The sequence below is a fragment of the Acinetobacter sp. YH12138 genome, assembly GCF_015218525.1.
Lineage (GTDB): Bacteria > Pseudomonadota > Gammaproteobacteria > Pseudomonadales > Moraxellaceae > Acinetobacter > Acinetobacter amyesii.
Genome location: NZ_CP048670.1, coordinates 1,635,338 through 1,659,836, shown reverse-complemented (window position 1 = coordinate 1,659,836; position 24,499 = coordinate 1,635,338). Strand labels below are relative to the sequence as shown.

At 40.1% G+C, this 24,499-nt stretch carries 22 protein-coding genes and 4 pseudogenes; 9 read left to right on the top strand and 17 right to left on the bottom strand.

Annotated features, from left to right (window positions below; all coding sequences use genetic code 11):
* The first annotated feature begins 9 nt into the window (after positions 1–9).
* Positions 10–270: a FeoA family protein gene (locus G0029_RS08075; RefSeq protein WP_004665962.1), complete on the top strand. Its 261-nt coding sequence runs from the start codon at positions 10–12 to the stop codon at positions 268–270.
* Positions 260–745 (top strand): annotated as a pseudogene (locus G0029_RS08070) (FeoB small GTPase domain-containing protein); the annotation flags it as partial. The gene G0029_RS08075 and the pseudogene G0029_RS08070, both read left to right, overlap by 11 nt.
* Before the next feature lie 34 nt (positions 746–779).
* Here G0029_RS08070 and G0029_RS08065 read toward each other — a convergent pair.
* Positions 780–1,526, bottom strand: coding sequence for an IS5 family transposase (locus tag G0029_RS08065; protein ID WP_180168141.1), 747 nt, complete (start codon positions 1,524–1,526; stop codon positions 780–782).
* Positions 1,527–1,604: 78 nt separating this feature from the next.
* Here G0029_RS08065 and G0029_RS08060 point away from each other — a divergent pair.
* A pseudogene (locus G0029_RS08060) lies at positions 1,605–2,183 on the top strand (nucleoside recognition domain-containing protein); the annotation flags it as partial.
* Here the strand turns inward: G0029_RS08060 and G0029_RS08055 are convergent.
* A pseudogene (locus G0029_RS08055) lies at positions 2,182–2,607 on the bottom strand (potassium-transporting ATPase subunit KdpA); the annotation flags it as partial. The pseudogenes G0029_RS08060 and G0029_RS08055 sit on opposite strands and share 2 nt — an antisense overlap.
* Before the next feature lie 305 nt (positions 2,608–2,912).
* Between G0029_RS08055 and G0029_RS08050 the strand changes: the two are divergent.
* The gene (locus tag G0029_RS08050; RefSeq protein ID WP_180109888.1) at positions 2,913–3,713 is read left to right on the top strand and encodes an undecaprenyl-diphosphate phosphatase; all 801 of its coding nucleotides are present in this window, start codon (positions 2,913–2,915) and stop codon (positions 3,711–3,713) included.
* Positions 3,714–4,706: 993 nt separating this feature from the next.
* Positions 4,707–5,396, top strand: a pseudogene (locus G0029_RS08045) (cupin domain-containing protein).
* 5 nt (positions 5,397–5,401) lie between these two features.
* Here the strand turns inward: G0029_RS08045 and G0029_RS08040 are convergent.
* The 12 genes from G0029_RS08040 to paaA all read right to left on the bottom strand — a co-directional run bounded on the left by G0029_RS08040 (position 5,402) and on the right by paaA (position 16,439).
* Positions 5,402–6,001, bottom strand: a complete 600-nt coding sequence (locus G0029_RS08040) for a gamma carbonic anhydrase family protein (protein WP_180079108.1) — start codon at positions 5,999–6,001, stop codon at positions 5,402–5,404.
* A gap of 39 nt (positions 6,002–6,040) precedes the next feature.
* A complete protein-coding gene (locus tag G0029_RS08035; RefSeq protein WP_180107007.1) occupies positions 6,041–6,982 on the bottom strand; it encodes a PaaX family transcriptional regulator C-terminal domain-containing protein in 942 nt (313 codons plus the stop codon).
* 57 nt (positions 6,983–7,039) lie between these two features.
* Positions 7,040–8,332, bottom strand: coding sequence for a phenylacetate--CoA ligase PaaK (gene paaK / locus G0029_RS08030; protein WP_180107009.1), 1,293 nt, complete (start codon positions 8,330–8,332; stop codon positions 7,040–7,042).
* Between the two features lie 46 nt (positions 8,333–8,378).
* A complete protein-coding gene (gene pcaF, locus G0029_RS08025) occupies positions 8,379–9,599 on the bottom strand; it encodes a 3-oxoadipyl-CoA thiolase (protein WP_180107012.1) in 1,221 nt (406 codons plus the stop codon).
* A gap of 10 nt (positions 9,600–9,609) precedes the next feature.
* Positions 9,610–11,157, bottom strand: coding sequence for a 3-hydroxyacyl-CoA dehydrogenase (locus G0029_RS08020; RefSeq protein ID WP_180107014.1), 1,548 nt, complete (start codon positions 11,155–11,157; stop codon positions 9,610–9,612).
* Between the two features lie 3 nt (positions 11,158–11,160).
* The gene (gene paaG / locus G0029_RS08015) at positions 11,161–11,952 is read right to left on the bottom strand and encodes a 2-(1,2-epoxy-1,2-dihydrophenyl)acetyl-CoA isomerase PaaG (protein WP_078193733.1); all 792 of its coding nucleotides are present in this window, start codon (positions 11,950–11,952) and stop codon (positions 11,161–11,163) included.
* Positions 11,952–12,722, bottom strand: coding sequence for an enoyl-CoA hydratase-related protein (locus tag G0029_RS08010; RefSeq protein ID WP_180109891.1), 771 nt, complete (start codon positions 12,720–12,722; stop codon positions 11,952–11,954). The genes paaG and G0029_RS08010 overlap by 1 nt, the downstream gene beginning before the upstream one ends.
* Before the next feature lie 25 nt (positions 12,723–12,747).
* Positions 12,748–13,806 (bottom strand): 1,2-phenylacetyl-CoA epoxidase subunit PaaE, encoded by a 1,059-nt coding sequence (paaE, locus tag G0029_RS08005; protein WP_180107016.1) that lies wholly within the window; start codon positions 13,804–13,806, stop codon positions 12,748–12,750.
* A 61-nt stretch (positions 13,807–13,867) separates the two neighbouring features.
* Positions 13,868–14,368, bottom strand: a complete 501-nt coding sequence (gene paaD / locus G0029_RS08000) for a 1,2-phenylacetyl-CoA epoxidase subunit PaaD (RefSeq protein ID WP_180107017.1) — start codon at positions 14,366–14,368, stop codon at positions 13,868–13,870.
* A gap of 27 nt (positions 14,369–14,395) precedes the next feature.
* Positions 14,396–15,151, bottom strand: a complete 756-nt coding sequence (gene paaC / locus G0029_RS07995; RefSeq protein WP_180107018.1) for a 1,2-phenylacetyl-CoA epoxidase subunit PaaC — start codon at positions 15,149–15,151, stop codon at positions 14,396–14,398.
* Between the two features lie 15 nt (positions 15,152–15,166).
* Positions 15,167–15,457 (bottom strand): 1,2-phenylacetyl-CoA epoxidase subunit PaaB, encoded by a 291-nt coding sequence (gene paaB, locus G0029_RS07990; RefSeq protein WP_078193737.1) that lies wholly within the window; start codon positions 15,455–15,457, stop codon positions 15,167–15,169.
* Positions 15,458–15,494: 37 nt separating this feature from the next.
* Positions 15,495–16,439 carry a 1,2-phenylacetyl-CoA epoxidase subunit PaaA gene (gene paaA / locus G0029_RS07985; protein WP_111884663.1) on the bottom strand — a complete coding sequence of 315 codons (945 nt, stop codon included), beginning with the start codon at positions 16,437–16,439 and terminating at the stop codon, positions 15,495–15,497.
* Positions 16,440–16,701: 262 nt separating this feature from the next.
* Between paaA and paaZ the strand changes: the two genes are divergently transcribed.
* The 4 genes from paaZ to G0029_RS07965 all read left to right on the top strand — a co-directional run bounded on the left by paaZ (position 16,702) and on the right by G0029_RS07965 (position 21,963).
* The gene (paaZ, locus tag G0029_RS07980; RefSeq protein ID WP_180107019.1) at positions 16,702–18,816 is read left to right on the top strand and encodes a phenylacetic acid degradation bifunctional protein PaaZ; all 2,115 of its coding nucleotides are present in this window, start codon (positions 16,702–16,704) and stop codon (positions 18,814–18,816) included.
* A 301-nt stretch (positions 18,817–19,117) separates the two neighbouring features.
* The gene (locus G0029_RS07975) at positions 19,118–20,503 is read left to right on the top strand and encodes an MFS transporter (protein WP_180107020.1); all 1,386 of its coding nucleotides are present in this window, start codon (positions 19,118–19,120) and stop codon (positions 20,501–20,503) included.
* A 396-nt stretch (positions 20,504–20,899) separates the two neighbouring features.
* Positions 20,900–21,136: a VF530 family DNA-binding protein gene (locus G0029_RS07970; protein ID WP_078193741.1), complete on the top strand. Its 237-nt coding sequence runs from the start codon at positions 20,900–20,902 to the stop codon at positions 21,134–21,136.
* 128 nt (positions 21,137–21,264) lie between these two features.
* Positions 21,265–21,963 carry a DUF1826 domain-containing protein gene (locus G0029_RS07965; protein WP_111884666.1) on the top strand — a complete coding sequence of 233 codons (699 nt, stop codon included), beginning with the start codon at positions 21,265–21,267 and terminating at the stop codon, positions 21,961–21,963.
* Between the two features lie 43 nt (positions 21,964–22,006).
* Here the strand turns inward: G0029_RS07965 and G0029_RS07960 are convergent, their stop codons facing one another.
* From G0029_RS07960 to G0029_RS07950, 3 genes are all read right to left on the bottom strand, one after another.
* The gene (locus G0029_RS07960) at positions 22,007–22,216 is read right to left on the bottom strand and encodes a hypothetical protein (protein ID WP_180109887.1); all 210 of its coding nucleotides are present in this window, start codon (positions 22,214–22,216) and stop codon (positions 22,007–22,009) included.
* Between the two features lie 192 nt (positions 22,217–22,408).
* On the bottom strand, positions 22,409–22,675 hold the full coding sequence (locus G0029_RS18250; protein WP_227591892.1) for a hypothetical protein: 267 nt from the start codon (positions 22,673–22,675) through the stop codon (positions 22,409–22,411).
* Between the two features lie 209 nt (positions 22,676–22,884).
* Positions 22,885–24,288, bottom strand: a complete 1,404-nt coding sequence (locus tag G0029_RS07950) for an amino acid permease (protein WP_180109886.1) — start codon at positions 24,286–24,288, stop codon at positions 22,885–22,887.
* Positions 24,289–24,499 lie beyond the last annotated feature (211 nt).

Genomic DNA, 24,499 nt, shown 5'->3' with positions numbered 1-24,499 from the left:
GTATCGAAAATGAATCTATTTCAAGTTAAACAAAATCAGATCGTCAAAATTAGAGATCTCAAAAAAGGTAATCAATACAGTCATACCACTGATCCCGTATTGGAACGGCTCCAACTATTAGGTTTTAGAGAGGGTGAAACTCTACAAGTACTCGCTAAAGGTGTTTTTGGCGGAGATCCTGTTTTAGTTCAAATTGAAACTTCAAGATTCGCATTAAGAAAGAATGAAGCTGAAAGAATTTTTGTAGAGTTAGTATCCAATGAAGATTAAGAACATTGCATTAGTCGGTAATCCAAATTGCGGAAAAACCTCTTTATTTAATACGCTTACTGGTACGCGACAAAAAGTTGCCAACTATGCTGGGGTTACCGTAGAAAGAAAAGAAGGTTCTTTTAAATTACCTTCTGGTGATGCAATACGAGTATTGGACTTACCCGGAACTTACAGTTTAAAACCTAGTAGTTTAGATGAAGAAGTCACCAGGGCAGTTTGTTTGGGCGAGCTAAAAGGTGAAATTCTACCCGATATTTTTATATGCGTTGTAGATGCCACAAATTTAAGCTTACATTTGAGCTTGGTTCTCGAAGTTCGTGCTCTAAATCGCCCTATGATTCTTGTATTAAATATGATGGATGAGGTCAAAAAGCGTGGTATTTCCATTGATAAGGATAAACTGTCTCAACTGTTAGGTATCCCTGTAGTTGAAGCTGTCGCAGTTAAAACAAAAGGAATTCAAGATTTAATTAGGGTGTGTTGACATTTACAGCCGATAAATTGAGCTAAAGAGGCAACCATATAAATATACAAGCTAAAGCAACAGCGCTTTGATAGTTACGTTTTAGCTTATCGTATCTTGTGGCAATTCCTCTAAATTGTTTTAATCTACAAAACGCATTTTCAACTAAATGTCTGATTTTATACATATACCAGTCCATATCATCATTGCTAGATTTGGCATTTGATCTTCGAGGAATGTTTGCTTTCGTATTACTTTCTCTAATTTTCTTTTTGAAACTTTCTGAATCATAGCCTTTATCTGCACATAGCATTTCTGACTCTGTTAAATCTAATTTTGATACAAGATCAGGTGCAACCTTAATATCATGTGAAGTTCCATCTGAAATAATAAATTCAATAGGATTACCATTTGAATCGATTGCTAAATGTATTTTTGAACTATTACCACCAATACTTTTGGAAATACTTTGATTCTTAATACCGGCTGAATGTTGATGCGCTCGTACATGGCTCCCATCGATAAAAATCCACTCTTTATCAGCATGCTGGCTGAATAATTTAAAAATATTCATAAACTTACTATTTTTAGACCATCGATTATATTTCTTAAAAATAGAATTTGATTTACCAAACTCTTGAGGTAAATCACGCCAAGGACAGCCTGTTCTAATTCGAAATAAAATCGCTTCAATAAAATTCCGTAAATTTAATTTGAGATAAATATTAAAGTGACGGAAAATAGCAAGTAACTTGGACCAGTGTTGATCATTTAGCATTGTTCGAGGCATAGCGAGTGTAAAATTGGGTTTGGCGATTTAATTTTACTATCTCGCTATTTTTTTAATCAACAAATGTCAACAGACCCTAATCAATTAGATCAAAAAAATCTTTTTATTACTCCTTATCATTCTGAATTAAGTCATTTTGAACAGGTCAAACAAATCACCAAACAAGTTATTTTAAATAATGACAGTGGTGATAAAAGAACCGCATTTCTAGATAAAATTTTTCTACATCCTGTATTGGGTTTAGTAATCTTAACTTTAACCATGTTTGTGATGTTCCAGGCGGTATTTATATGGGCAACGCCTTTTATTGAATTCATTGAAAATTTTATCGTATGGCTCAGTGATTTTATTGGACCACTAATCCAACATCCTCTATTAAAAAGCTTGGTAGTCGATGGGGTAATTGCTGGCACAGGTAGCGTGCTTGCATATATGCCTCAGATTTTGATTTTATTCTTCTTCATTTTAATGCTTGAAGAGTCAGGCTATTTACCCCGAGCAGCATTTCTTTTAGATAAATTAATGTCTAAAGCCGGGCTTAGCGGCCGTTCATTTATTCCTCTGCTATCCAGTTTTGCTTGTGCGATTCCCGGAATTATGGCAACCAGAAGTATCAGCTCTGAACGGGACCGATTAGCAACAATTATGATTGCACCATCATGGGAGTAATGATTTGCAGACCAACAATCCCCACCATTTGTGACAAGTACGACAACTGAGCCTGTCCGGAATAATGCTGCTGATTTGTATTGGTTAAAAACGAAATCATAGTGTGAAGGGCTAAATCCCACGACATATTTGGGGCCTGATTGGGGTTCAGCGGCAAGTTCGCTTGAGTCATAAATAAAACCCAAGTAAAGCCACCCAACACCATGCAACTCAGTACAAAACTAAGAGCATACGTTTTCACACTCATACCTAATTTAGGGTTAGTCCCCAACACCGCATAAATCGGCTTTTCAACCCAATTGAAAAGTGGATCTATCCGCATTTTTTTATTTTGCATGACGGCTGCTAAATATTTACCAAGCGGATAAGCAAGAGCAACAACGATCATGATGAGTAGAATAAATACTAACATCCGTTTTTACTCCCCTTAAAATGGAGAGCAAATACGCTTTTTTTAATCTCTCTAAGATGTATCGCCTCATGTATGGCGCAATTGTTGTGATACGGCATTTTTTGATGCGCTATGAATTTAGCACTCATCTTTTCCATCCTAAGCATGGATAAATTTCCATGATTTAGTATCTAAAAGACGCCCGTAAAATCTCTATTCAGAAATATGCATGAAGCGTAAAATTTGCGTAAAAATTTGCATTTATACATTTATATAAAGTTTGAAATACCTTAAAAGATTCCGACCATTGATGATTATTTTTACTTATGGAAAATTTAGAACTTCTAAAAGCATTATTTTTAGGTCTGATTGAGGGTTTAACTGAATTTTTGCCAATTTCAAGTACTGGTCATTTAATTCTTTTTGGGCATTTAATAGATTTTCAATCCGACTCAGGCCGTGCATTTGAAGTCGTCATTCAGCTAGGTGCTATTCTTGCTGTTTGTTGGCTTTACCGTCAAAAGATAATCGACTTAGTAAAAGGCTTTTCCTCTAGTGATACTCATGCCAGATGTTTTGCCATCAATGTTTTTATTGCTTTTCTTCCCGCTGTTTTCATCGGTATATTAGCCGTCGATTTCATCAAACAGGTGCTGTTTAGCCCACTCGTCGTAGCTTTCGCACTTATTATTGGCGGGTTAATTATCTTTTCTGTAGAAGATAGAAAGTTTGAACCAAAAGCACTCGAAGCCACTGACATTAGTATAAAACAAGCTATTCTTGTCGGTTTTGCTCAATGCCTTGCAATGATTCCAGGCACTTCTCGTTCAGGAGCAACGATAATTGGCGGTATGCTCTCAGGTTTATCACGTAAAGCTGCTACAGAATTTTCTTTTTTTCTTGCTATGCCAACAATGTTGGGGGCTGCGTCATATGACTTAATTCGCAATGCTTCTTTATTAAATGCAGATAATATGATGAACATAGCCTTAGGCTTTGTGGCCGCATTTATGGCTGCACTGGTTGTGGTCAAAGCTTTAGTCAAATTTGTAGAGAAACATTCACTGAGAGTCTTCGCTTGGTATCGGATTATTCTTGGAGGAATTTTACTCATAATATTTTTATAATAAAAATGGTTTTTGAGTATGAATCTCACCGATTTACTATCGATTAAAATTAGCCTACAGCACTAGTTCATGAACCAACTTTAATATTTAATTCAAAACAATCATATAAGTTTTTGTTTTTATTTTAATTTCACTAGAAATTATTTATGAACTAGATTTTAGGTGAAAATAAGTAAACTAAGGTAATATGCAAACCTAAATATGATACTGACCTATTGTCTGGCTTACGTAATTCTCTGATTCTTTAATTGGCACAAAAACTATTCTTATTTTCTCACATTGATCACTTGTTTAATGCTTTGATTCCAAAAAATTGTCACATGACGTTTTTCTTAGGATTTAAAACAGAACATCGAAAAATGACCCTATTTTCCTAGAGTCATCTTGTTATGCGTCATATTAACGCCAAGCAATCCTCCCAGCATATTTGAAAAATTTGATAACATTTTAAAATATGCTTTGACACATATTTGGCATCTTGATCAATTCCTAAGAAACAAGCAGAACCCCATGTATATAACCATAATCATCTTTAAAATCACCAAAAAGTCCAAGCAACTATATGCTTTTTAAAGCAAATTAACGCAAGTCGATATCACAGCATGACTATGTAAAGTCGCAATCTGCTCGTAAGAAATTCCGTCTTGGGCTTGAAATTATAAAATTTTGGGCGCTGTGGAGCAGTTAAAAGTCGCAACAGGTATTTTGTTTATAGATAATCACAATGCTGATCTTGCTACGCGGTGTAAGCATACTTTTGAACCGCTAAATTGAACCATGAATCATCATAGTATCTCCTTGTACTGAGCCCCTTGTGATTACTCGGACCTGCTCTCACCTTTACATACAACCGACATTCCTCCTTCCCATTTCAGTCCATTGCACTGCAATTCACTTAATAATTCAACTGCTGAGATGTTGTTTAAACTCGTATAGTGTTGTTGAAAAAGTTACATTTATTTTCTCTTTAAATTTACAAACGTGTATTGTGTTATGCATCTTCATGCTGATTTTTCAAAACCAATTATCATCACTCCGCAAGATTACCATTGGGTCAAATCTCCAGGCGGTCAAGTCAATCGTATGATACTTGACCGAATTGGTGCAGAAAATGCGCGCGCAACCAGTGTGGTTGAATTTTCGCCACAGACTCCATTCACTGAACATACGCACCCCCTTGGTGAAGAGGTTTGGGTCTTAACTGGAACATTTACTGAAAATGAGGATCAACACTATCTTGCAGGATGGTATATGCGTAATCCACATCAATCTAGCCATCGGGTATCGAGTGAAATGGGTTGCCAAATTTTTGTCAAACTCATGCAAATGACAAAACATGAAGTGACTCCAACACGCATTAATACTCATGACCCAAAGCATTGGCGTATTCAGCAAGGCCGAGAAATCTGCTCCTTATTTAAATCAAATGTTGAACAGACTTTTTTGGAAAAATTAAAACCCAATCAATGCATGGCTGAAAGTGCTGAACATGGCATTGAAATTTTTATCCTTGCAAGGTGCGCTTAGCTCAGCACACCATGTATATCCTACGGGAACCTGGATGCGCTTCCCTTCAGATTATGATATTGATCTAAACGCCACCGAATTAGGTGCAACGCTGTGTATCAAAGCGGACATTTGCAACATGCCAGAGACGTTTGGACAGATGAATTGAATATGTGAAGAGCTTATATCTGTTGCTTTAAGACATGATCTGCCTGAAAATTTTTATATGTTAAGCGTTCTGCTGTGTCATGGGGTAAAGGTTCTACCACTTGTAGACTGTTGAGACAACGCTCGGTTAACTCAATGTACTGCGCCGTACCATGACGTTTCCAAGCAATTTCTTGATCGGTTAAGGCTCTCACCACCCGTGCAGGACTGCCCAATACCAGCATATTATTAGGAATATCTGCTTTTGCCTTAACTGTACTGTTGGCACCTATAATCACATTTTCCCCAATCACAGCTTCATCGAGAATCACACTATTCATGCCAATGAGGGCATTCTTGCGTACCACACAGCCATGCAAAATAGCACCATGCCCCACATGACCATACTCTTCCACTAAAGTCACACTGTTTGGAAACCCATGAATGGTACAAGAGTCTTGAACATTGGCATTTTTTTGAATATGAATACGGCCAAAGTCAGCACGTAAGGCAGCAAAAGGTCCAATATAAACCCCTGCCTCAATAATCACATCGCCAATCAACACGGCGTTTGGGTGTACATAAGCCTGAGGATCGACCACAGGAATCACGCCATCAATGGCATAGCACGGCATTGTTCTATCCTTATTGTTAATTTTAAATTAGACGCTAACTTAATAGCTCAAATCTGGCTGTTTTAAACCACCAAAACGTTTATAGAACTGTGGGTGTGCGGGCGGCATACTGCCTTCAGCCGTACGTGCAACATTTAAGAAAAACTCATCGCCTGCCATAAATACCGCCTGATACAAATTGGTACTTAAATTACGTGCAATTAACGACAGCCAGTCCGTCGGTAACAAGTCAAATGGTAAATTTGGATCTTTAAGTAAAATACGACGGAACTGATGAATCAATAAGATACGAATTTGAAAGGCTTGGACAGAATCTATTTCTTCTTCTTGCTCAACAAAATAGAAAAACTCACGAAAATCACTAATGAATTTTTCATAGCGTTGATGTAATTCTTGAATAGGCCAATTCACAACCACCATACGTTTAATGGTGGGATAAGATTCTTGCCAAAGTTCTAAGGTTTCGGCACGAAATACCACCACTTGATCGGTCATTTGATGACTGAGTAATAAGTTTTGCAGCTTTTGTTGATCACAGCCCGGATACGCCATGACATTGGTTGCAATATTGGCAAACCCTAACCACTCAAGCTCTTTCTTTAACACCAATTTGTTTTCAAGTTCAACTGAGCTCAGTAGCACCAAGTCCCACTTTTTATCCCAATCTTTATGACTAAAGCCATAGATTTTCTGATCGGCCATGATAAAACGCTGACGACTACTTTCAGTAATACGGTAATAACTGGTGCGACCAATTTTCTCTGAACTGAGCCAGCCATTTTGTACCAAACGAAAGACCGCCGTACGCACTGAACGTTCATTCAAGCCAAATACGTCCATTAGCTGAATTAAGCTCGCAAGACTGATGACACCGCCACGGTGATAAATGCTATCACCAAAAATGGTCATGACCAATGAAGTCCCACTGAGCGCTTCACGTTGAATAAACTCATCAATAATTTGTTTTAATTTAGGATTCATTGCGTTTTCATTTACCTATTGAATTGCCTGACGACCTTTATCGTCAGGCATGTTCATTTAAGCGGATTGTCGAATATCAAAAACGCGCTGCGCTTTGCCTTCAGAGCGAGGTAAACTCCCTTCATTCAGCACTTCAACACTCACACTAATCCCCACCATGGTTTTAATCTGTGATTTTAATTGGTTTGCAAGCTGCGTCGCCAATTGAGGACTGCTATCTTGACGCATTTCAGTGCGAATATGCAATGTATCCAAGTGACCTTGCTTACAAATATGAATCTGATAATTGGCAATTAATTGTGGAATTTGCAAAATTTGCTCTTCAATTTGCGATGGGAACACATTCACACCACGAATAATCATCATGTCATCACTGCGACCGACAATTTTATCCATACGACGCATGGTACGTGCTGTGCCTGGCAGTAAACGCGTCAGATCACGGGTACGATAACGAATCACCGGCATGCCTTCTTTGGTGATGGTAGTAAAAACCAATTCACCCAGTTCACCATCTTGCACCACTTCACCCGTTTCAGGATTGATAATTTCTGGATAGAAATGATCTTCCCAAATGGTTGGACCATCTTTGGATTCTAAACATTCCATTGCTACCCCAGGACCCATGACTTCAGATAAGCCATAAATGTCTAAGGCATCAATACCTAAACGCGCTTCAATTTCTTTACGCATTTCATTGGTCCAAGGTTCAGCACCAAATACACCAGTTTTAATAGAACAGTCTTTGGCTGAACCAAACTTTTTCTCAAGAGCTTCAATGATATTCAAGCAATACGATGGTGTCACCATGAGTGCTGTTGGTTTAAAATCGTGAATTAACTGCGCTTGTTTGTCTGTTTGCCCGCCTGACATTGGAATGACAGTAGCACCCAAACGCTCTACGCCATAATGTGCACCTAAGCCACCGGTAAATAAACCATAACCATACGACACTTGAATGGTGTCTTTACTGCTTAGCCCTGCAGCACGCAGCGATCGTGCGACTACGTCCGACCAGATATTGATGTCATGTTCGGTATAGCCAACCACCGTCGGTTGACCTGTGGTGCCCGATGAAGCATGTACGCGCACAATTTGCTCTTGAGGCACCGCAAACATGCCAAATGGATAATTGTCACGTAAATCTTTTTTGGTGGTAAAAGGGAATTTTGCTAAGTCCTCAAGATGTTTAAAATCATCCGGATGTACACCTGCTTCATCAAACTTTTGCTTATACACCGTGCTGTTATGATAAGCATGATTGAGCGTCTTTTTTAAACGCTCAACTTGCAGTTGACGTAATTCATCTACTGATGCGGTTTCGATGTGTTCCATTGCATTTTTATTCATTGTCTTACTCCTTACGCAGTCATCGCGACAGCTGGTTTTATGTCAATCAATTACGTCCTGAATTGATATTTTCGAGTACTAAGGCAACACCTTGCCCAACGCCCACACACATGGTGCACAGCGCATATTTCCCTTGTTGAATTTTGAGTTGATGCATCGCAGTGAGCACCAAACGTGTTCCGCTCATCCCGAGTGGATGACCCAGTGCAATTGCACCACCATTTGGATTAATTCTAGGATCCTTGTCTTGTAATCCAAGTTCACGAATCACAGCTAAAGCTTGTGCTGCAAAGGCTTCATTGAGTTCAATCACATCCATTTGCTCTAAAGTTAAGCCCGTTTGTGCTAAAACTTTACGCACTGCAGGTACAGGCCCAATACCCATATAACGTGCTTCTACACCAGCACTTGCGATCCCTAAAACTTTCACTTGGGGAGTTAAACCATGCTGCTCAGCAAAGGCGTTATTACCTAAGAGTAAACATGCAGCACCATCATTGACACCTGATGCATTGCCTGCTGTGACCGAACCTCCTTCTTTACGAAATGGTGCTTTAAGTGCATTTAAAGCCTCTAGTGTGGTTTCTGCACGTGGATGTTCATCGAGAACAACATGCACTACACCTTTTTTGCTTTTAATCTCAACTGGTAGAATCTCACGCTCAAAGCGACCTTCAGCCTGTGCTTTTGCGACTTTTTGCTGACTGTTGTAGGCAAATTGGTCTTGATCGGCACGGCTGATATTGTATTTTTCTGCCACGTTCTCAGCGGTTTCTGGCATGCTGTCCACACCAAAATTGTCTTTAAATGCAGGATTGATAAAACGCCAACCAATCGTGGTATCAAAAATTTCAGGTGTACGGCTAAATGCACTCGTCGGTTTAGACTGAACAAATGGCGCACGAGACATGCTTTCCACACCACCTGCCAAGACAAACTGCGCTTCACCTGATTTAATAGCACGCGAAGCAAGACCAACTGCATCAAGACCTGAAGCACATAAACGGTTTACGGTAATGGCAGGTACACTGTCAGGTAAACCGGCAAGCAAGCTTGCCATCCGTGCCACGTTACGATTGTCTTCACCCGCTTGGTTGGCACAGCCGAGAATCACTTCATCGACCTCCGTCCAAGGCAAATTTGGATGTTGTTGCTTCAAATACTGAATCGGCAATGCAGCCAAATCATCAGTACGAATACTACTTAAACCACCGGCATAGCGCCCAATTGGGGTACGAATCCCATCAAAAATAAATACGTCTTGCATCATTTTATCCTTAACTGGCAGCGCGTAATGGCTGCTGCGTTGACACATGTCCTTGTGCCGCTTTTTTTAATAAATATAGATTAGGACGATAACGCTCTTCACCATAAATACGATACAGATTTTGCAAAGTCTGTAAAATAATGTTGTATCCTAATTCTTGTGCCCATTGGAATGGTCCTTTAGGATAATTCACAGCAAATTTCATGGCTGCATCAATGTCTTGTTCAGACGCAATTTGATGTAAAACGGCCTCGCATCCCTCATTGACCAACATGGCAATAGTGCGCAGTACATATAATCCTGGATGATCCTGAGACCAAATCGGAATAATATTTAGACCGATAAACAACTGTTCAATCGTTTTTTGATCTATCGCTGTACACGCTGGTGAAGCTGTAACTGCAATGGCTTTGGCTTGTGACCAATCGCCATGCCAATCCATCAACACCACTTTTTGTGTTGCATAATCAATCGCGGCAGATTGCCCCATTGATAAACGTAAAGACACATCACCAATGAGAATTTCAGCCGTAGGCGCCGCTTCAATACGCAGATGAATATGTGCAGATTGTTGTAATAGTGCGATTAAACCCAGTGAATGTGACCAATCACCTTTGACCACCACCTCAATTTTTTCAGGTGATTTACTGTAAATCACAGGGAGTTGATACACTTTTTTAGAATGTTCCGTTCGATAGTCATAAAAACCCTGTTGAGTTTTGCGACCGAAACAGCCTGCATCGACTAATTCTTTTTGAATTAAGGATGGACGATAACGCGGTTCATCAAAAAAGGCATCATAGACACTCTGTGTGACAGAAAAATTAATGTCTTGGCCAATTAAATCGGTCAGCTCACACGGCCCCATCGAAAAGCGTCCACATTCACGCATGATAAAATCAAGCTGCTCAGGTGTGGTGGCATTTTCCTGCAGGGCACGAAATCCTTCCGCATAATAAGGACGTGCTATACGATTGACGATAAAACCAGGGGTGGATTTTGCACGTACTGGCACTTTTTTCCATGCTGTCATCAAGCTGACTAAAGCATCAGAAATTGCTGGGTCTGTTTTTAAGCCTGCGATCACTTCCACTAACTTCATCACTGGTGCTGGGTTAAAGAAATGCAAACCGACCACGCGTTCTGGATGTGGAATATTGGCAGCAATCGCAGTAATCGAGATTGAAGATGTATTGGATGCAAAGATCGTCTCAGGCGAGCAGATATCAGCAAGCTGTTGAAATAGCTTTTGTTTAACGTCTTTGTTTTCTACAATCGCTTCTACAATCAGTTGGCTGTCTGCTAATTCGTGTAAATCCGCTGCCACGTTTAAATTGGACAAGGTCAGTTGCAAGAGATCAGCCGCCATTTTTCCGGCATCTACACGTTTTTGTAATTGCTGTTTTAGTGCAGCAAAAGAACTTTCTACACGTTGTGGATCGACATCATACACATGGGTCGGATGGCCATGCATGGCCGCCAATTGTGCAATGCCGATGCCCATGGTACCGGCACCAATCACTGCCACAGGGGCATGCTGTAAATGAAGTTCTGCCATGATTTAGCATCCTGTATATTGTGGTGTACGTTTTTGCATAAAGGCTTGTACGCCTTCACGATAGTCACTGCTACGCCCTGCTAAACGCTGTAAATCACGTTCTAAAATCAATTGCTCATCGAGACTATTAGCTGCTGCAGCATGAATGGCTTTTTTAATCAATGACAAACCATAAGTGGGTTGTGTCGCTAAATGTTCTGCCAATTTGCTGGCTTCGGCTTTCAGTTTTTCGTCTTCAACCACTTGCCAAATCATGCCCAATTGTTGTGCTTGCTCAGCAGGAATCTTATCGCCAAGCATAGCCAAAGCCATTGCTTGTGCACGACCAACCAAACGTGGCAAAAACCATGTTCCACCCGAATCTGGAACTAAACCTAAACGACAAAAGGCTTGAATAAAGGATGCTGATTTTGCAGCCAGTACAATATCACACGCCAAAGCAATGTTGGCACCTGCACCCGCTGCTACACCATTCACTGCACACAGCACTGGTTTCGGCATTTCAGTAATCAGTTTGATCAGTGGGTTATAATACATTTCAATCGAGCGGCCTAAATCAGGTGCATCGGCATTCGGATCAACCACGCGGTCGCTTAAATCTTGTCCTGCACAAAAACCTCGACCTTCCGCAGAAATCACCACTGCACGAATCTCAGCATTTTTTGCCCATGCTTTGAGAACTCCTGAGACTTCTTTGTGCATAGTTTCATTAAAGCTATTAAGTTGCTTTGGACGGTTAAAGGTTAAATAACCGACTGCATTTTTTTCTTCGACAATAATTGTTTGGTAATCCATTACACACCTCTAAATGCGGGTTGTCTTTTTTCTAAGAAAGCTTGAATGCCTTCCTGACGATCTTGGGTTGCTGCCAACCACACAAAATGTTGACGCTCGAGTTTTAAACCCTGGCTTAGGGTCACTTCATGAATACTTTTTAGCGACTGTTTAATCAAACGAATCGCCAAGGGTGCTTGCTTGGCAATTTTTTCTGCCAATTCAACGGCATATTGCACCGTTAAAGCTGTTGGGCAAATTTGACTGCTGATCCCGTGTTGCAATGCGGTCTGGGCGCTGATCATTTCACCAGTCATTGCCCAACGCATACACAGTTGCTGACCGACGAGACGTGCCAAACGCTGTGTTCCACCTGCACCGGGCAACATGCCTAAACCAATTTCTGGTAAAGCAAATTGTGCATTTTCACCACTCAACACAATGTCACCATGCAATGCCAATTCAAAACCTGCGCCTAAGGCATAACCGTTGACGGCCATAATTAAAGGCTTTGAAAACTCATCAATCCGCTTCCACAACTGTGGTCGTTGATCCTGTTGAATGCTGACCACATCAAGTTGGGCAAGCTCATTCAAATCCGCACCTGCAGCAAAGCATTGTGAATGACCTGTAATCACGACTGCACGCACTTCACGGTCTGTATCTAAGGTTGTTAGATAATCCGCGAGCTCTTGCAATGTGGCATTGTTTAAGGCATTGCGTTTTTCAGGGCGATTCAGTTCAATGAGCACTACACCGGTTTTTGGAGAACTACTTTTTAGATATTGCATGTCCATACTTTCATTCCACACGGCGTTATTCATCAAAACTTAAGCATACATTGGCAGTGGTTGGACGGGCTTGGCAGCTCAAGACAAAACCTCTTGCAACTTCATCCTCTTCAAGACTGTAGTTGATGGCCATCTCGACTTCACCTTCAAGTACCTTACACTTACAGGTGGCACACACCCCACCTTTACAGGCATAAGGTAAATCTGCACCTGCACGTAATGCGGCATCGAGGATGCTGTCATCTTGTTTTGATACCTCAATGATCAACTCACGACCATCTAAAATAATGTTGACCTTTTCTTCACTACGTTGCGCAACTTGTTGTGCTGATGCTTTTGTAGTCGTACCTGTATTAAAGCGTTCTGTATGAATCTTGCTGCGCTCAATCCCTAGCGTCGGCAAAATTTCCTCAACGGCCGTCATCATCTCTTCTGGACCACAGGCAAAACAGTGATCGGTATCTGTACGAATCAAACCGGCTTTGGCCAACTGCTGGAGCTTTTCAGCATCAATACGACCGTTAAAGATCTCGCTGTCATTCAATTCACGTGAAAAAATATTCACCAATTGCAAACGCTGATGAAAGCGATCTTTAAGATCCATGATTTGTTCAGCAAACATGGTTTGTTTCCATGAACGATTGCCATAAACCAGTGTAAATGTGGCATCTTGCTGACGATTCAGCACTGATTTCACGATGGATAAAATTGGCGTAATTCCACTGCCTGCAGCAAAGCCTAAATAATGTTGTCCACCGACTTTTGCTGCTTTTTGGAAAAACACCCCTTGAGGTGGCATCACCTCTAACACATCCCCTACTTTGAGGTGTTCATTTGCCCATGTTGAAAATTGACCTTGGTCAATTTTTTTAATGGCAATACTCATATCTTCTTGCACATCGCTACAAATCGAATAGCAACGACGAATTTCACCTTGCTCTGTGAGATGGCGAATAGTCAGGTGTTGACCTGGTTGATATTGAAACGCTGAGGTTTGTTCATCTTGCACAGCAAAAGAAATACAAATGGCATTTTCCGTTTGCGGCTGGATTGATTTAATGGTTAAGGGAATAAATTGACTCATTGTTAAAATCCTTCTTTTATTTTATTGCTATGCTGTTCAGCGCACATCGAGGTCCATTAGATTAAATACATTTAAAGTAATCAAAGGGTTCTAAGCAGTCTTTGCAGCGGTATAAGGCTTTACATGCAGTAGAACTAAACTCGCTTAACAGCTGTGTATGTGCACTGCCACAATGTGGGCAAGCCACGCCATCCGTCAGCGCCACATGCGTACCACACAGATGAGATGAACCTTGTGGTGGTGCAATACCGTATTCACGTAGCTTTTCTTTACCTGATTCACTCATCCAATCCGTGGTCCATGCCTCAGATAAATCCACCACTACTTTGACAGGGTGAATGTCATGCGCCAACAACGCTGTTTTGATTTCGTCTTTGAGTAAATCAGTGGCAGGACAACCGCTATAAGTTGGGGTCAAACGCACCACAATCTCTTGGCTTGCATTGAGTTCTACACCACGAATCATGCCCAAATCCAAGACCGATAACACCGGAATTTCTGGGTCAGACACCTGTTGTAAAATCTCCCAACATTGCTGCTCAACGTGTTGAATTCGGTTCATGTCACTCACTCCCTGTGAACGCTGTGATTACCACACCATCTCTGGATAGCTGCGTTGTAAATATTGCAACTCGGCAAGGACATAACCTAAATGTTCAGTATGCAAACCTTGCTTGGCTCCGCTACGGTAGGCTCCCTCTTGTGGTAGTTGTAGCTCGAAACGCGTTAATTCCGATTGAATCAGTTCTAACCATTTCGCAGGTAATATTGTTAAGTCAGGAACAATGCCGGCTTCTACCAATTGTTTTTCATCGTTAGTCAGTGCAAATAGCTCTTCGGTGAAACGCCACAATTGATTTAAACCATGTTGCACCTTGTCATGTGCTTCTTGCGTACCCAGACTTAAGCGCTCCATCCAAGCTGTTGAAAAACGTTGGTGATATTTCACTTCTTTGAGAGACTTAATCGCAAAGGCAGACAGTTCGGCATTGTTGCTATTGCTTAACGCGGCAAATAACAAGGCATGATAATGATCCATTAACCATTGACGTACGATGGTCTGTGCAAAGTCGCCATTGGGTTGTTCACAGAGCAGTAAATTGCGATATTCACGCTCAGTTCGGAAGTACGCTAAACGATCTTCATCACGTCCTAAACCTTCAATACTCCCTGCCAGTGAAAGCGCAATACGTGCCTGACCTAATAAGTCCAAGCCAATATTCGCAAGTGCAATATCAAGCTCAAGTTCAGGTGCATGCCCACACCATTCCGCTAAACGATGTGACAAAATCAGTTGGCTGTCACCAATGTGTAATAGAAATTCGGATAAAACTTTATTGGTCATGCTGTGATCCTCCAATTACATATGCTCAATGCCGTGTGGAATGTTGTAAAAGGTTGGATGACGGTAAACCTTATCCAAATGTGGTTCAAAAAACTCCGCTTTTTCATCTGGTTGTGAACAAGTAATTAACTCAGATTTGACCACCCAAATACTGATACCTTCGTTGCGACGGGTATACACGTCACGCGCATTTTGTAAGGCAATTTCATCATCCGGTGCGCGTAAGCTACCCACATGTCGATGGCTTAAACCTTGTTTGCTACGTACGAAGACTTCGTATAAAGACCAATTGTTTTTGTTATCCATGATTAAACTTCCTGTATGTCATTGATGACTTAAATGCTTATGCAATTTTGCGCGTATCATTGAATTGCTGTTGTTTTTTGGCATAGCTTGCTGCTGCATCACGAACCCATTTGCCGCCTTCCCATGCTTTACGACGTGCTTCAATACGTTCATGGTTGCATGGACCTTTACCTGCGATCACATTAAAGAATTCAGTCCAATTCACTTCACCAAACTCATAATGACCGGTCTCTTCATTCCACTTCAGGTCTGGATCTGGCACAGTTAAACCAAGCTGTAAAACTTGTGGCACGGTGTTATCCACGAATTTTTGACGTAAGGCATCATTACTAAACAGCTTAATTTTCCAATTCATGCTTTGTTCACTGTTCGGTGAATTGTCATCACTTGGACCAAACATCATGAGTGCAGGCCACCAAAAACGATTGACTGCATCTTGCGCCATTTGTTTTTGTTCAGGTGTGCCTTCTGCTAAACGCATCATGGCTTCAAAGCCTTGACGTTGATGGAAACTTTCTTCTTTACAAATACGCACCATGGCACGTGCATAAGGACCATACGAGGTACGGCATAAAGCAACCTGATTGACAATCGCCGCGCCATCGACCAACCAACCAATGGCTGCGACATCTGCCCAACTTAAGGTTGGATAATTAAAGATTGATGAATACTTCATGCGACCTGCAATCAGTTTATCCATCATATCGTCACGATCTGCGCCTAAGGTCTCAGCTGCGCTATAGAGATATAACGCGTGACCTGCTTCGTCTTGTACTTTGGCAAGTAATACCGCTTTACGTTTTAAGGTGGGCGCACGGGTAATCCAATTGCCTTCTGGCAACATACCAATCACTTCAGAATGTGCATGTTGTCCAATTTGGCGAATTAAAGTTTTACGATAAGCGTCTGGCATCCAATCCTTTGGCTCAATCGATACATTATTGACAATGTTGTCATCAAATCTTTGTTGTTGCGTGTTCATGTTGTCTCACTTATCCCAAGTGTTGTTAGATTCAAATTAATACGATACAAAAAATAATTCAATTGATTTTTATTGGTATCATATAAATATTTTTAACACCTATTAATAAGATATTGTTTTTATTTAATTAATATTTTTTTCATACTAAAAAATAATTTTTTTAACAGGGAATTTGATTGACAATCTGTTTTTTTGAATGCAATTTATGAAACGCATATTATAAATTTAATATTAACAACGTATCATAAATGGAGTTATATCGATGTTGGATCTTGAGCAAAATTCACAAGACAATACCATTTCAGTGGATGGCAAATATGAGCCATCGGAATCTTTACTGCGCTTAAGTTCATTGGTTCTTGGACAAGAACACGTTGCATCAGCAGACTTACGTACAGTATTTCACGCCATTTCAGGTCAAGCCATTTACCAAGTCAGTAGTCATGGCATTGACACTCAAGCCGTGGTGCAATATGCCAAAACGCATGGTTCAAGTGTTGCCAATTGGACCTTTCATCAACGTGCCAATGCATTAAAGCAAATTGCACAGTACTTATTGGAACGTAAAGAAGACTACTATGCGCTTGCCGCAGCAACGGGCTGTACCCGTAAAGATGCATGGATTGATATCGAAGGCGGTATCGGCACTTTATTTGCCTACTCAAGTTTAGTCCGCCGTGAGCTGAGCGATGAAAAAGTTTGGATTGAGGATGATTTTATTCAACTGTCTAAACATGGTTCATTTGGTGCTAAGCATTTACTGAGTCCCAAAGCTGGCGTGGCAGTGCATATCAATGCCTTTAACTTCCCGATTTGGGGCATGCTGGAAAAAATTGCACCGACTTTATTAGCGGGTGTGCCTTGTATTGTCAAACCTGCAACAGAAGGTGCTCAGTTGACCCATGCAGTGGTGAAGGCCATTCATGAAAGTGGTTTCTTACCTGAAGGTGCTCTACAACTGATCTGTGGTCAAACCTACGATCTCTTTGAACATTTAACTGAACAAGACACCGTGACATTTACTGGTTCTGCCTCTACGGGACAAAAATTACGTTTGCATCCGCATTTAAATGCCTATTCCATTCCATTTAGTATGGAAGCCGATTCAGTCAACAGTGCCATCCTGACAGCACAAGCCTCAGATGAAAGCATTGATTTGTTTGTCCGTGAAATTTTCCGTGAAATGACCACCAAAGCCGGACAAAAATGTACCGCGATTCGCCGGGCATTTGTCCCTACGGCTTTATTAGAGACGGTGCAACAGCGTTTGATTGAGAAGCTAAAAAAAGTCGTATTGGGTGATCCAAGCCAAGAAAGTGTGACGATGGGTGCTTTGGCGAGCTATAAACAAAAGCTCGATGTTGCAGAAAAAGTCGAAATATTGGCACAAGATGCTGACATTATTTTTGGCAGTCATTTACGCCAAGATATCACGGTAAATGGTGCATATCATGAAAAATCAGCCTTATATCCACCTACAGTCTTACTTTGCCGTCAACCACTTGATGCACAGTACGTCCATCAGGTTGAAGCGTTTGGCCCAGTGGTGACACTGATGCCGTATAGCACAGAAAGCGAGTTGGCAACCTTGGTTGCAAAAGGTGAAGGCAGTTTGGTGGCATCCATTGTACGCAATGCGGATGAAAATATTGAAAGCTTAGTCGCAAAAATTGCACCATGGCACGGTCGCCTGCATATTCTAGATACGGAAAGTTCACGTGAAAGTACAGGTCATGGTTCACCCCTACCACTTTTAGTCCATGGTGGACCTGGGCGTGCGGGTGGTGGTGAAGAATTAGGAGGCTTACGTGCAGTCAAACATTATATGCAACGTACAGCATTACAAGGCTCACCAAATGTTTTAACCCAAATTGGTCATCGCTGGACAGCAGGTGCACAAGTCTTTGAAGATCGCGTGCATCCATTTAAAAAGTCATTTGATGAACTGCGTATTGGTGAGCGTTTACTGACTGCACGACGCACCATTACCGAAGCAGATATCGTTAATTTTGGTGGTTTGAGTGGCGACTACTTCTATGCACATATGGATAAAATTGCCGCTGCAGAATCATTATTTGGTGAACGCGTTGCGCATGGTTACTTTATTGTATCTGCAGCAGCCGGTTTATTTGTAGATGCCGCAGCTGGCCCTGTTATTGCCAATTACGGTATGGATAATTTACGTTTTGTAGAGCCAGTCAAAATTGGCGACACCATTCAAGTGGAACTGACCTGTAAGCAAAAAACACCAAAAACCTTGCGTGATCCAGAACAAAAACCTCACGGCGTGGTGGTGTGGGACATTAAAGTGAAAAACCAACGTGGTGAATTGGTTGCAACCTATGACATCTTAACGCTTGTCGAACGTGATGTATAATTTCGACTCGACCAAAAAAGGAATCAATATGATTCCTTTTTTTTATTTCATAGATATATCTGTATCTTTTTTTGTAAATAGCATTGACGAATAATGAATTTCAACCTAAATTCGATTAATGATACTTTTTAAAACTAAAATAAATAATAAATGTATCAAATTTATTTCAATAATAGCTTTGCACAGGAAGTTGCAAAATGAATGACAAAACAATGGTTATAGAAACAGTTGGTTGCATCAAGCAACCTGCCATTTTAATCAAAGTAGGTAGTTATATGGACATGAATAAAAGGAATTTCGCATGAATAATTCGCAAATAGAAATGAATACACCAGAACTTGCACTGGATATCCCCGAACAATCGAGTACACAGAAAATTGCTTTAGCAACCATCGTTGGTACCACCATCGAGTGGTATGATTATTTTATTTATGCCGCTGTTGCAGGTTTAGTTTTTAACCAACTTTTTTTTACACCTGCCGGACCTGCTTTCGGAACCCTATTAGTCTTCGCCTCGATTGGTATTAGTTTTATTTTCAGACCCTTTGGTGCCTTTATTGCAGGTTACTTTGGCGATAAATTAGGACGTAAAGCTGTACTCGCTATGACTTTGCTTTTGATGGGTGGGACGACGACCATGATTGGTTTACTTCCAACCTATGAGAATATTGGTATCGCAGCTCCGATCATTTTAATTTTATTGCGTATTTTACAAGGTATTTCTGCAGGTGGTGAATGGGGTGGAGCTGTATTAATGGCTGTTGAACACGCTCCTACCAAAAAACGTGGCTTATTTAGTTCATTTCCACAGTTAGGTGTACCACTAGGTTTGTTACTTGCATCCTTTGTTCTGGTGATTATGACCGCTTATGTTTCTCCTGGTGACGCATTTTTAGAATGGGGATGGCGCGTACCATTTTTACTCAGTATTATTTTATTTGGTTTAGGCTATTGGATTCGTCGCTCCGTTGAAGAAAGTCCAGTGTTCGAACAATTAAAAGAGCGTAAAAGCACAGCAAAAAAACCAATACGGGAACTATTTTCTGAGTATAAAAAACTTATTTTAACAGCTTCCCTTCTTACTGCTGGTACAACTTCACTTGGTTATATGACAGCAGGCGGTTTCATTCAAAGTTTTACTACTAATCCAAATGGCATGGCGTTAGATCGACCAACAATTTTGAGTTTAGTCTGTACTTCTGCAGTCATTTGGACATTCTTTACTTGGCTTTCAGCAGTCATGTCCGATAAATTTGGTCGAAAACCTATTTATATTTTAGGTTCAATCATTCAAATTTTAACTGCACTATTCTTATTCCCATTGGTTAGCACTGGTGAATATGTATACATTATGCTTGGTTTAGCAATACTCGCTATGGGAATTGGAATCACCTATGGTGTGCAAGCTGTTTATTATTCTGAACTCTTTCCTGCATCTATTCGATTCTCTGGTATTTCGATTACTTATGCACTGGGTTCAATCATTGGTGGTGCATTTGCTCCCCTGATTGCTGCAGCTTTAATCACTAAAGCTAACGGCATTTTCTTGGTAAGCACCTATCTGACGGTTATGGCTGTTATTGCTTTCATTGCAATCTGTGTACTTAAAGACCGCACAGGTATTACACTGGAACCAACCGATGAAGCTGAGAATGCACAAAAGAAATCGCCATTTATTTGGAAATAATCTAAGCGTTTAGATTTTTTAAATGACTTGCACACCCTGTCATTAAAAATAAGACCTGACTCGGACTTTTCAATCCGAGTTTTTTCTTGACCGATGCTTATAAATTTCTGCATATATAAACAGTCAAAAGAAGTATAGGCTGACTAACTAAAAATGAATTGTTTAAATTAATTATTTTCTGAATGTCAATTCTTCTTTTATTAATTTTACGCTTATAAATCTTCATACCCAAGATCTTATCTAGAGTGTTTCTTTGTTTTTAAGAAATCTTAGTCTTGCAAAATGGCTTCGGAAATATGTTAAATATTGAATATGAATCACATTTCAGTTCAAGCTCCCACTTTTTCAACTCGCTCGGGTTATAATGATCGTCTCCCAAAATACGATTGATCTAATATGAGCACCTCCAATGACCCTTTACACGGCAAAAAACTTGCTGACATCTTGGATGAATTATTGGATTACTACGGCGGTTTTGAGGGCTTAAGCCGTAAAATTGAAATTAGATGTTTTTGCATAGATCCAAGCGTTAAATCATCACTACGATTCTTACGTACTACACCTTGGGCACGTGAAAAAGTAGAAAGCTTATATTTGTATGTCTTACGCCAAAAAGCCAAACAGAAAGCATAACGATTAATACCTAAGCTCAAATAATCTTGTATAGCAGTTTGTGTTTTAAGATAAAATGAAACTGCTGAATCCTTCTAGCTATTCCTTGCACGCAGTATCTTCGCCTCAGATTTAATTCGATCCCTATTATGAGCAATCCTTTTTCCCAGCATCCTCAAATTGGTGTAGTTACTACATTTTCTGAATTGATTCACAGTCATTTCGAAGGTCAAATGAATGCGCTTTGCTGGCAACGTAGCTTACAAGGTGACTTTAAAGAAGTAGTCAAAAAACTCGAACTGATTGAAAATATTACTGAAGTTTCTATAGATGATCTGATGGAATTAAAGCTTTCAGCGCAAGGTCATTTAGCTAGAGAAATCATTTTAAATGACATGCAACAATTAACAGCATTTGGTGCATCACCCTCGCTGAATTTGCTTAAATGTTATGAACGCGATGATGAATTCGATTTCATCTCAACCGATGTTTATTCTTTTCATGTTGATCGATCACCCATCGCTACCGATACCTTTTTATGTACGTATTATGGTGCTTCTAGTGATATTGTGCCAAATGATCAAGTCACACAAAAAATCTTAATTCCTGAAATACGAGATCAACTCAAAGCTTTATACGATGGCCCTGACTCAGAGTTTGATGACTTTTTAAAGGAATATTTTTTTGATTTACATTATCAACTCAAAGACAATGCTGTGCCTGTAAATTTAGGCAATGGTCATCTATGGCGTTTAGCGGTGGATCATCCTACACAGCCAGTTTTACCTTGTGTGCACCGCGCACCTGTTGAAAATGCAGGTGAATATCGGCTTATGCTGATTTGCTGATTTTAAATATTGATAAATCCTGAGTCCATACGATCCATTCTGTCTAATGAATGAACCGTAATTGAGATCGAGCTGAATTAAGGCAGCGGTAAAGCACTGGCAGTAGCCAAATATCTGTTTGTGCTTGGTCGTTTGGTACCTTGGCAAATGTAGATTCAAAACTGCTAACATTTTCCGCAAAAGTACTTTGTATGGCCGTCGAAATACCGACAGCTAAGCCTAGGCGTATAAACGCAGTAGAATATAAAGACATGATTTTTCCCACTCATTTATTAAAAAAAGTGGCGGGAATGTTTTAGGCTACCCCCATTAGCGGGGCATAAACAGGAGGTGGTGTTTGCAGTAAGAGATCAGGGGCTTGATAAAGATTCTTCCAAACAAATTTTGGCGAATATTCAAAGGCCTGATGCGCAATAAAAAGAATCGAATGTTGATTTTGTACAATCTAATGCGTCATAGACGGCAAATACTGTTGATAATCTTCACCGAGTTGCAGATCACTTGCGGTATTTTTGTCTAGTTTGCTACTTGATTCAGATGCTTGATGCAACGAATGCTGTGGATTGGTTTCACTGCTGACGCATAAGGTATTTTGATGATGACCAAAATGATAGCTTTGAACAACATGAGTTTGCTCTTCATGCACACAGAAAGCGGCTGCCCGTTCCAAAGGGTTTGGAACATGAACAATCCGACTAAGACTGTTATCCATGTCGCAGAACGCATATTGCATCAATCAAGAAAATTTGAATGATGATAAAGCTTGGAGTTAGTCGAAGGTCAAGTGAATCTTTGAATTTGTCTTAAAAATGGATTGCCATTGAGATATAACTCAACGCATTCACTTTGATCACCGGACATGATACATTCTAAAGACAATCCATTGGTTCATGATTACGATTTTTATCAGCGAAACTTTTTTTAATTTAGTTCGGAATCATTCTTCAACTTAGCTTTTCTTGTCACCACTATGCCGCAGAGCACCACCAATGTCGTAACACCTAAAGATAATGAAGTCTCATAACTGTAGGCTGGAGATAAAAACATATAGATCAGCACACTTAAGATCACCAAAATGACTGCCCATGTCAGCCATGGAAATAGCCACATTTTAAACGCAACCTCAGTTCCATTTTTTTCGATTTGTGTTCTCAATTTAAGCTGTGAAAATGCAATCACTAAATAAACCAATAAGGCAATTGAACCTGTTGTAGACAGTAAAAATCCAAATAATTGGCCTGGAAATAAATAATTGACTGCACAGCAAATTAAGCCCACTACAGACGATGCCAATACTGCAATTGCAGGCACACCAGAGGCATTAATTGATGTGACCCATTGAGGTGCTTCTTTGCGTGTCCCCAATGAAAATAGCATCCTTGATGAACTATAAAGTGCAGCATTCATACAACTTGCAACCGCAATAAAGACTACACTATCAATAATCAATTTTGATTGAGGGACATTTAAACTGACCAAGACATATTGGAAAGTGCCTAATTGTTGTAATTGTGGTGAACGCCAATCTACCAGTGCAACCGTTATAAAAATTGAAACCACAAAAAATAAGATGACCCGATACAGTACTAAATTGGTTGCACGTTTAATTTTTTGTTCAGGATCTTTTGATTCTGCTGCAGCGATAGACAGTATTTCTACACCAAAGAATGAAAATGCTGAAATCAATATTGCTGAAAGTACACCACCCAGGCCATTTGGCATAAATCCATCATTTTTAAACAGATTTTCTACACCACTTACATTAGGTGCTAAGGGCCAAAACCCCAATATGGCGGTGAGTCCAATGCCGATAAAAATTACAATAGCCAAGACTTTTATCAGAGAAAACCAAAATTCAAACTCACCAAAACTCCGAGTACTAAAAAAGTTCGCTAAACTGAGAAGCACAATAAAGAATGTCGCAAATACAGCACTGGATATTGAAGGAAACCATGCATGCAGAATTTCTGCACCAGCGATTGCTTCAATTGGAATAACCAAAACCCAAAACCACCAATATAGCCATCCGATGGTAAAGCCAGCCCAAGGCCCAATGGCTTTTCTTGCATAGGTTGAAAATGAGCCGGTGTCAGGTTGAGCTACAGCCATTTCTCCCAACATTCGCATGATTAAAAAAACCAAAATACTGGTAGTAATATAAGCAAGAACGGCGGCAGGCCCTGCTTTTGCAATCGCAGCAGATGATCCAACAAACAGTCCAGCACCAATTACACCACCAATACTGATCATTGTAATATGCCGATTAGATAGCCCTGCACCCAGTTTTGCAGTTGAATTATGTGTGGCTAAGCTATCATCATGCATCGATTAGATTCCCTGTCTGCACGGTCAGTCGTACAAATCATTATTTCCAAGATCATTAGGAATAAAAAAGGGAAAACGCTGTGTTCTCCCTTGTTTTGTAACAATTTAATCTAGAAAATGAGTTTTTCATAGTTCTAATCAAAACTTTAAGATGCAGCTTAATACCATTTTTTCATCTAATTCACTGTTATTACTTATATAATTTATATTT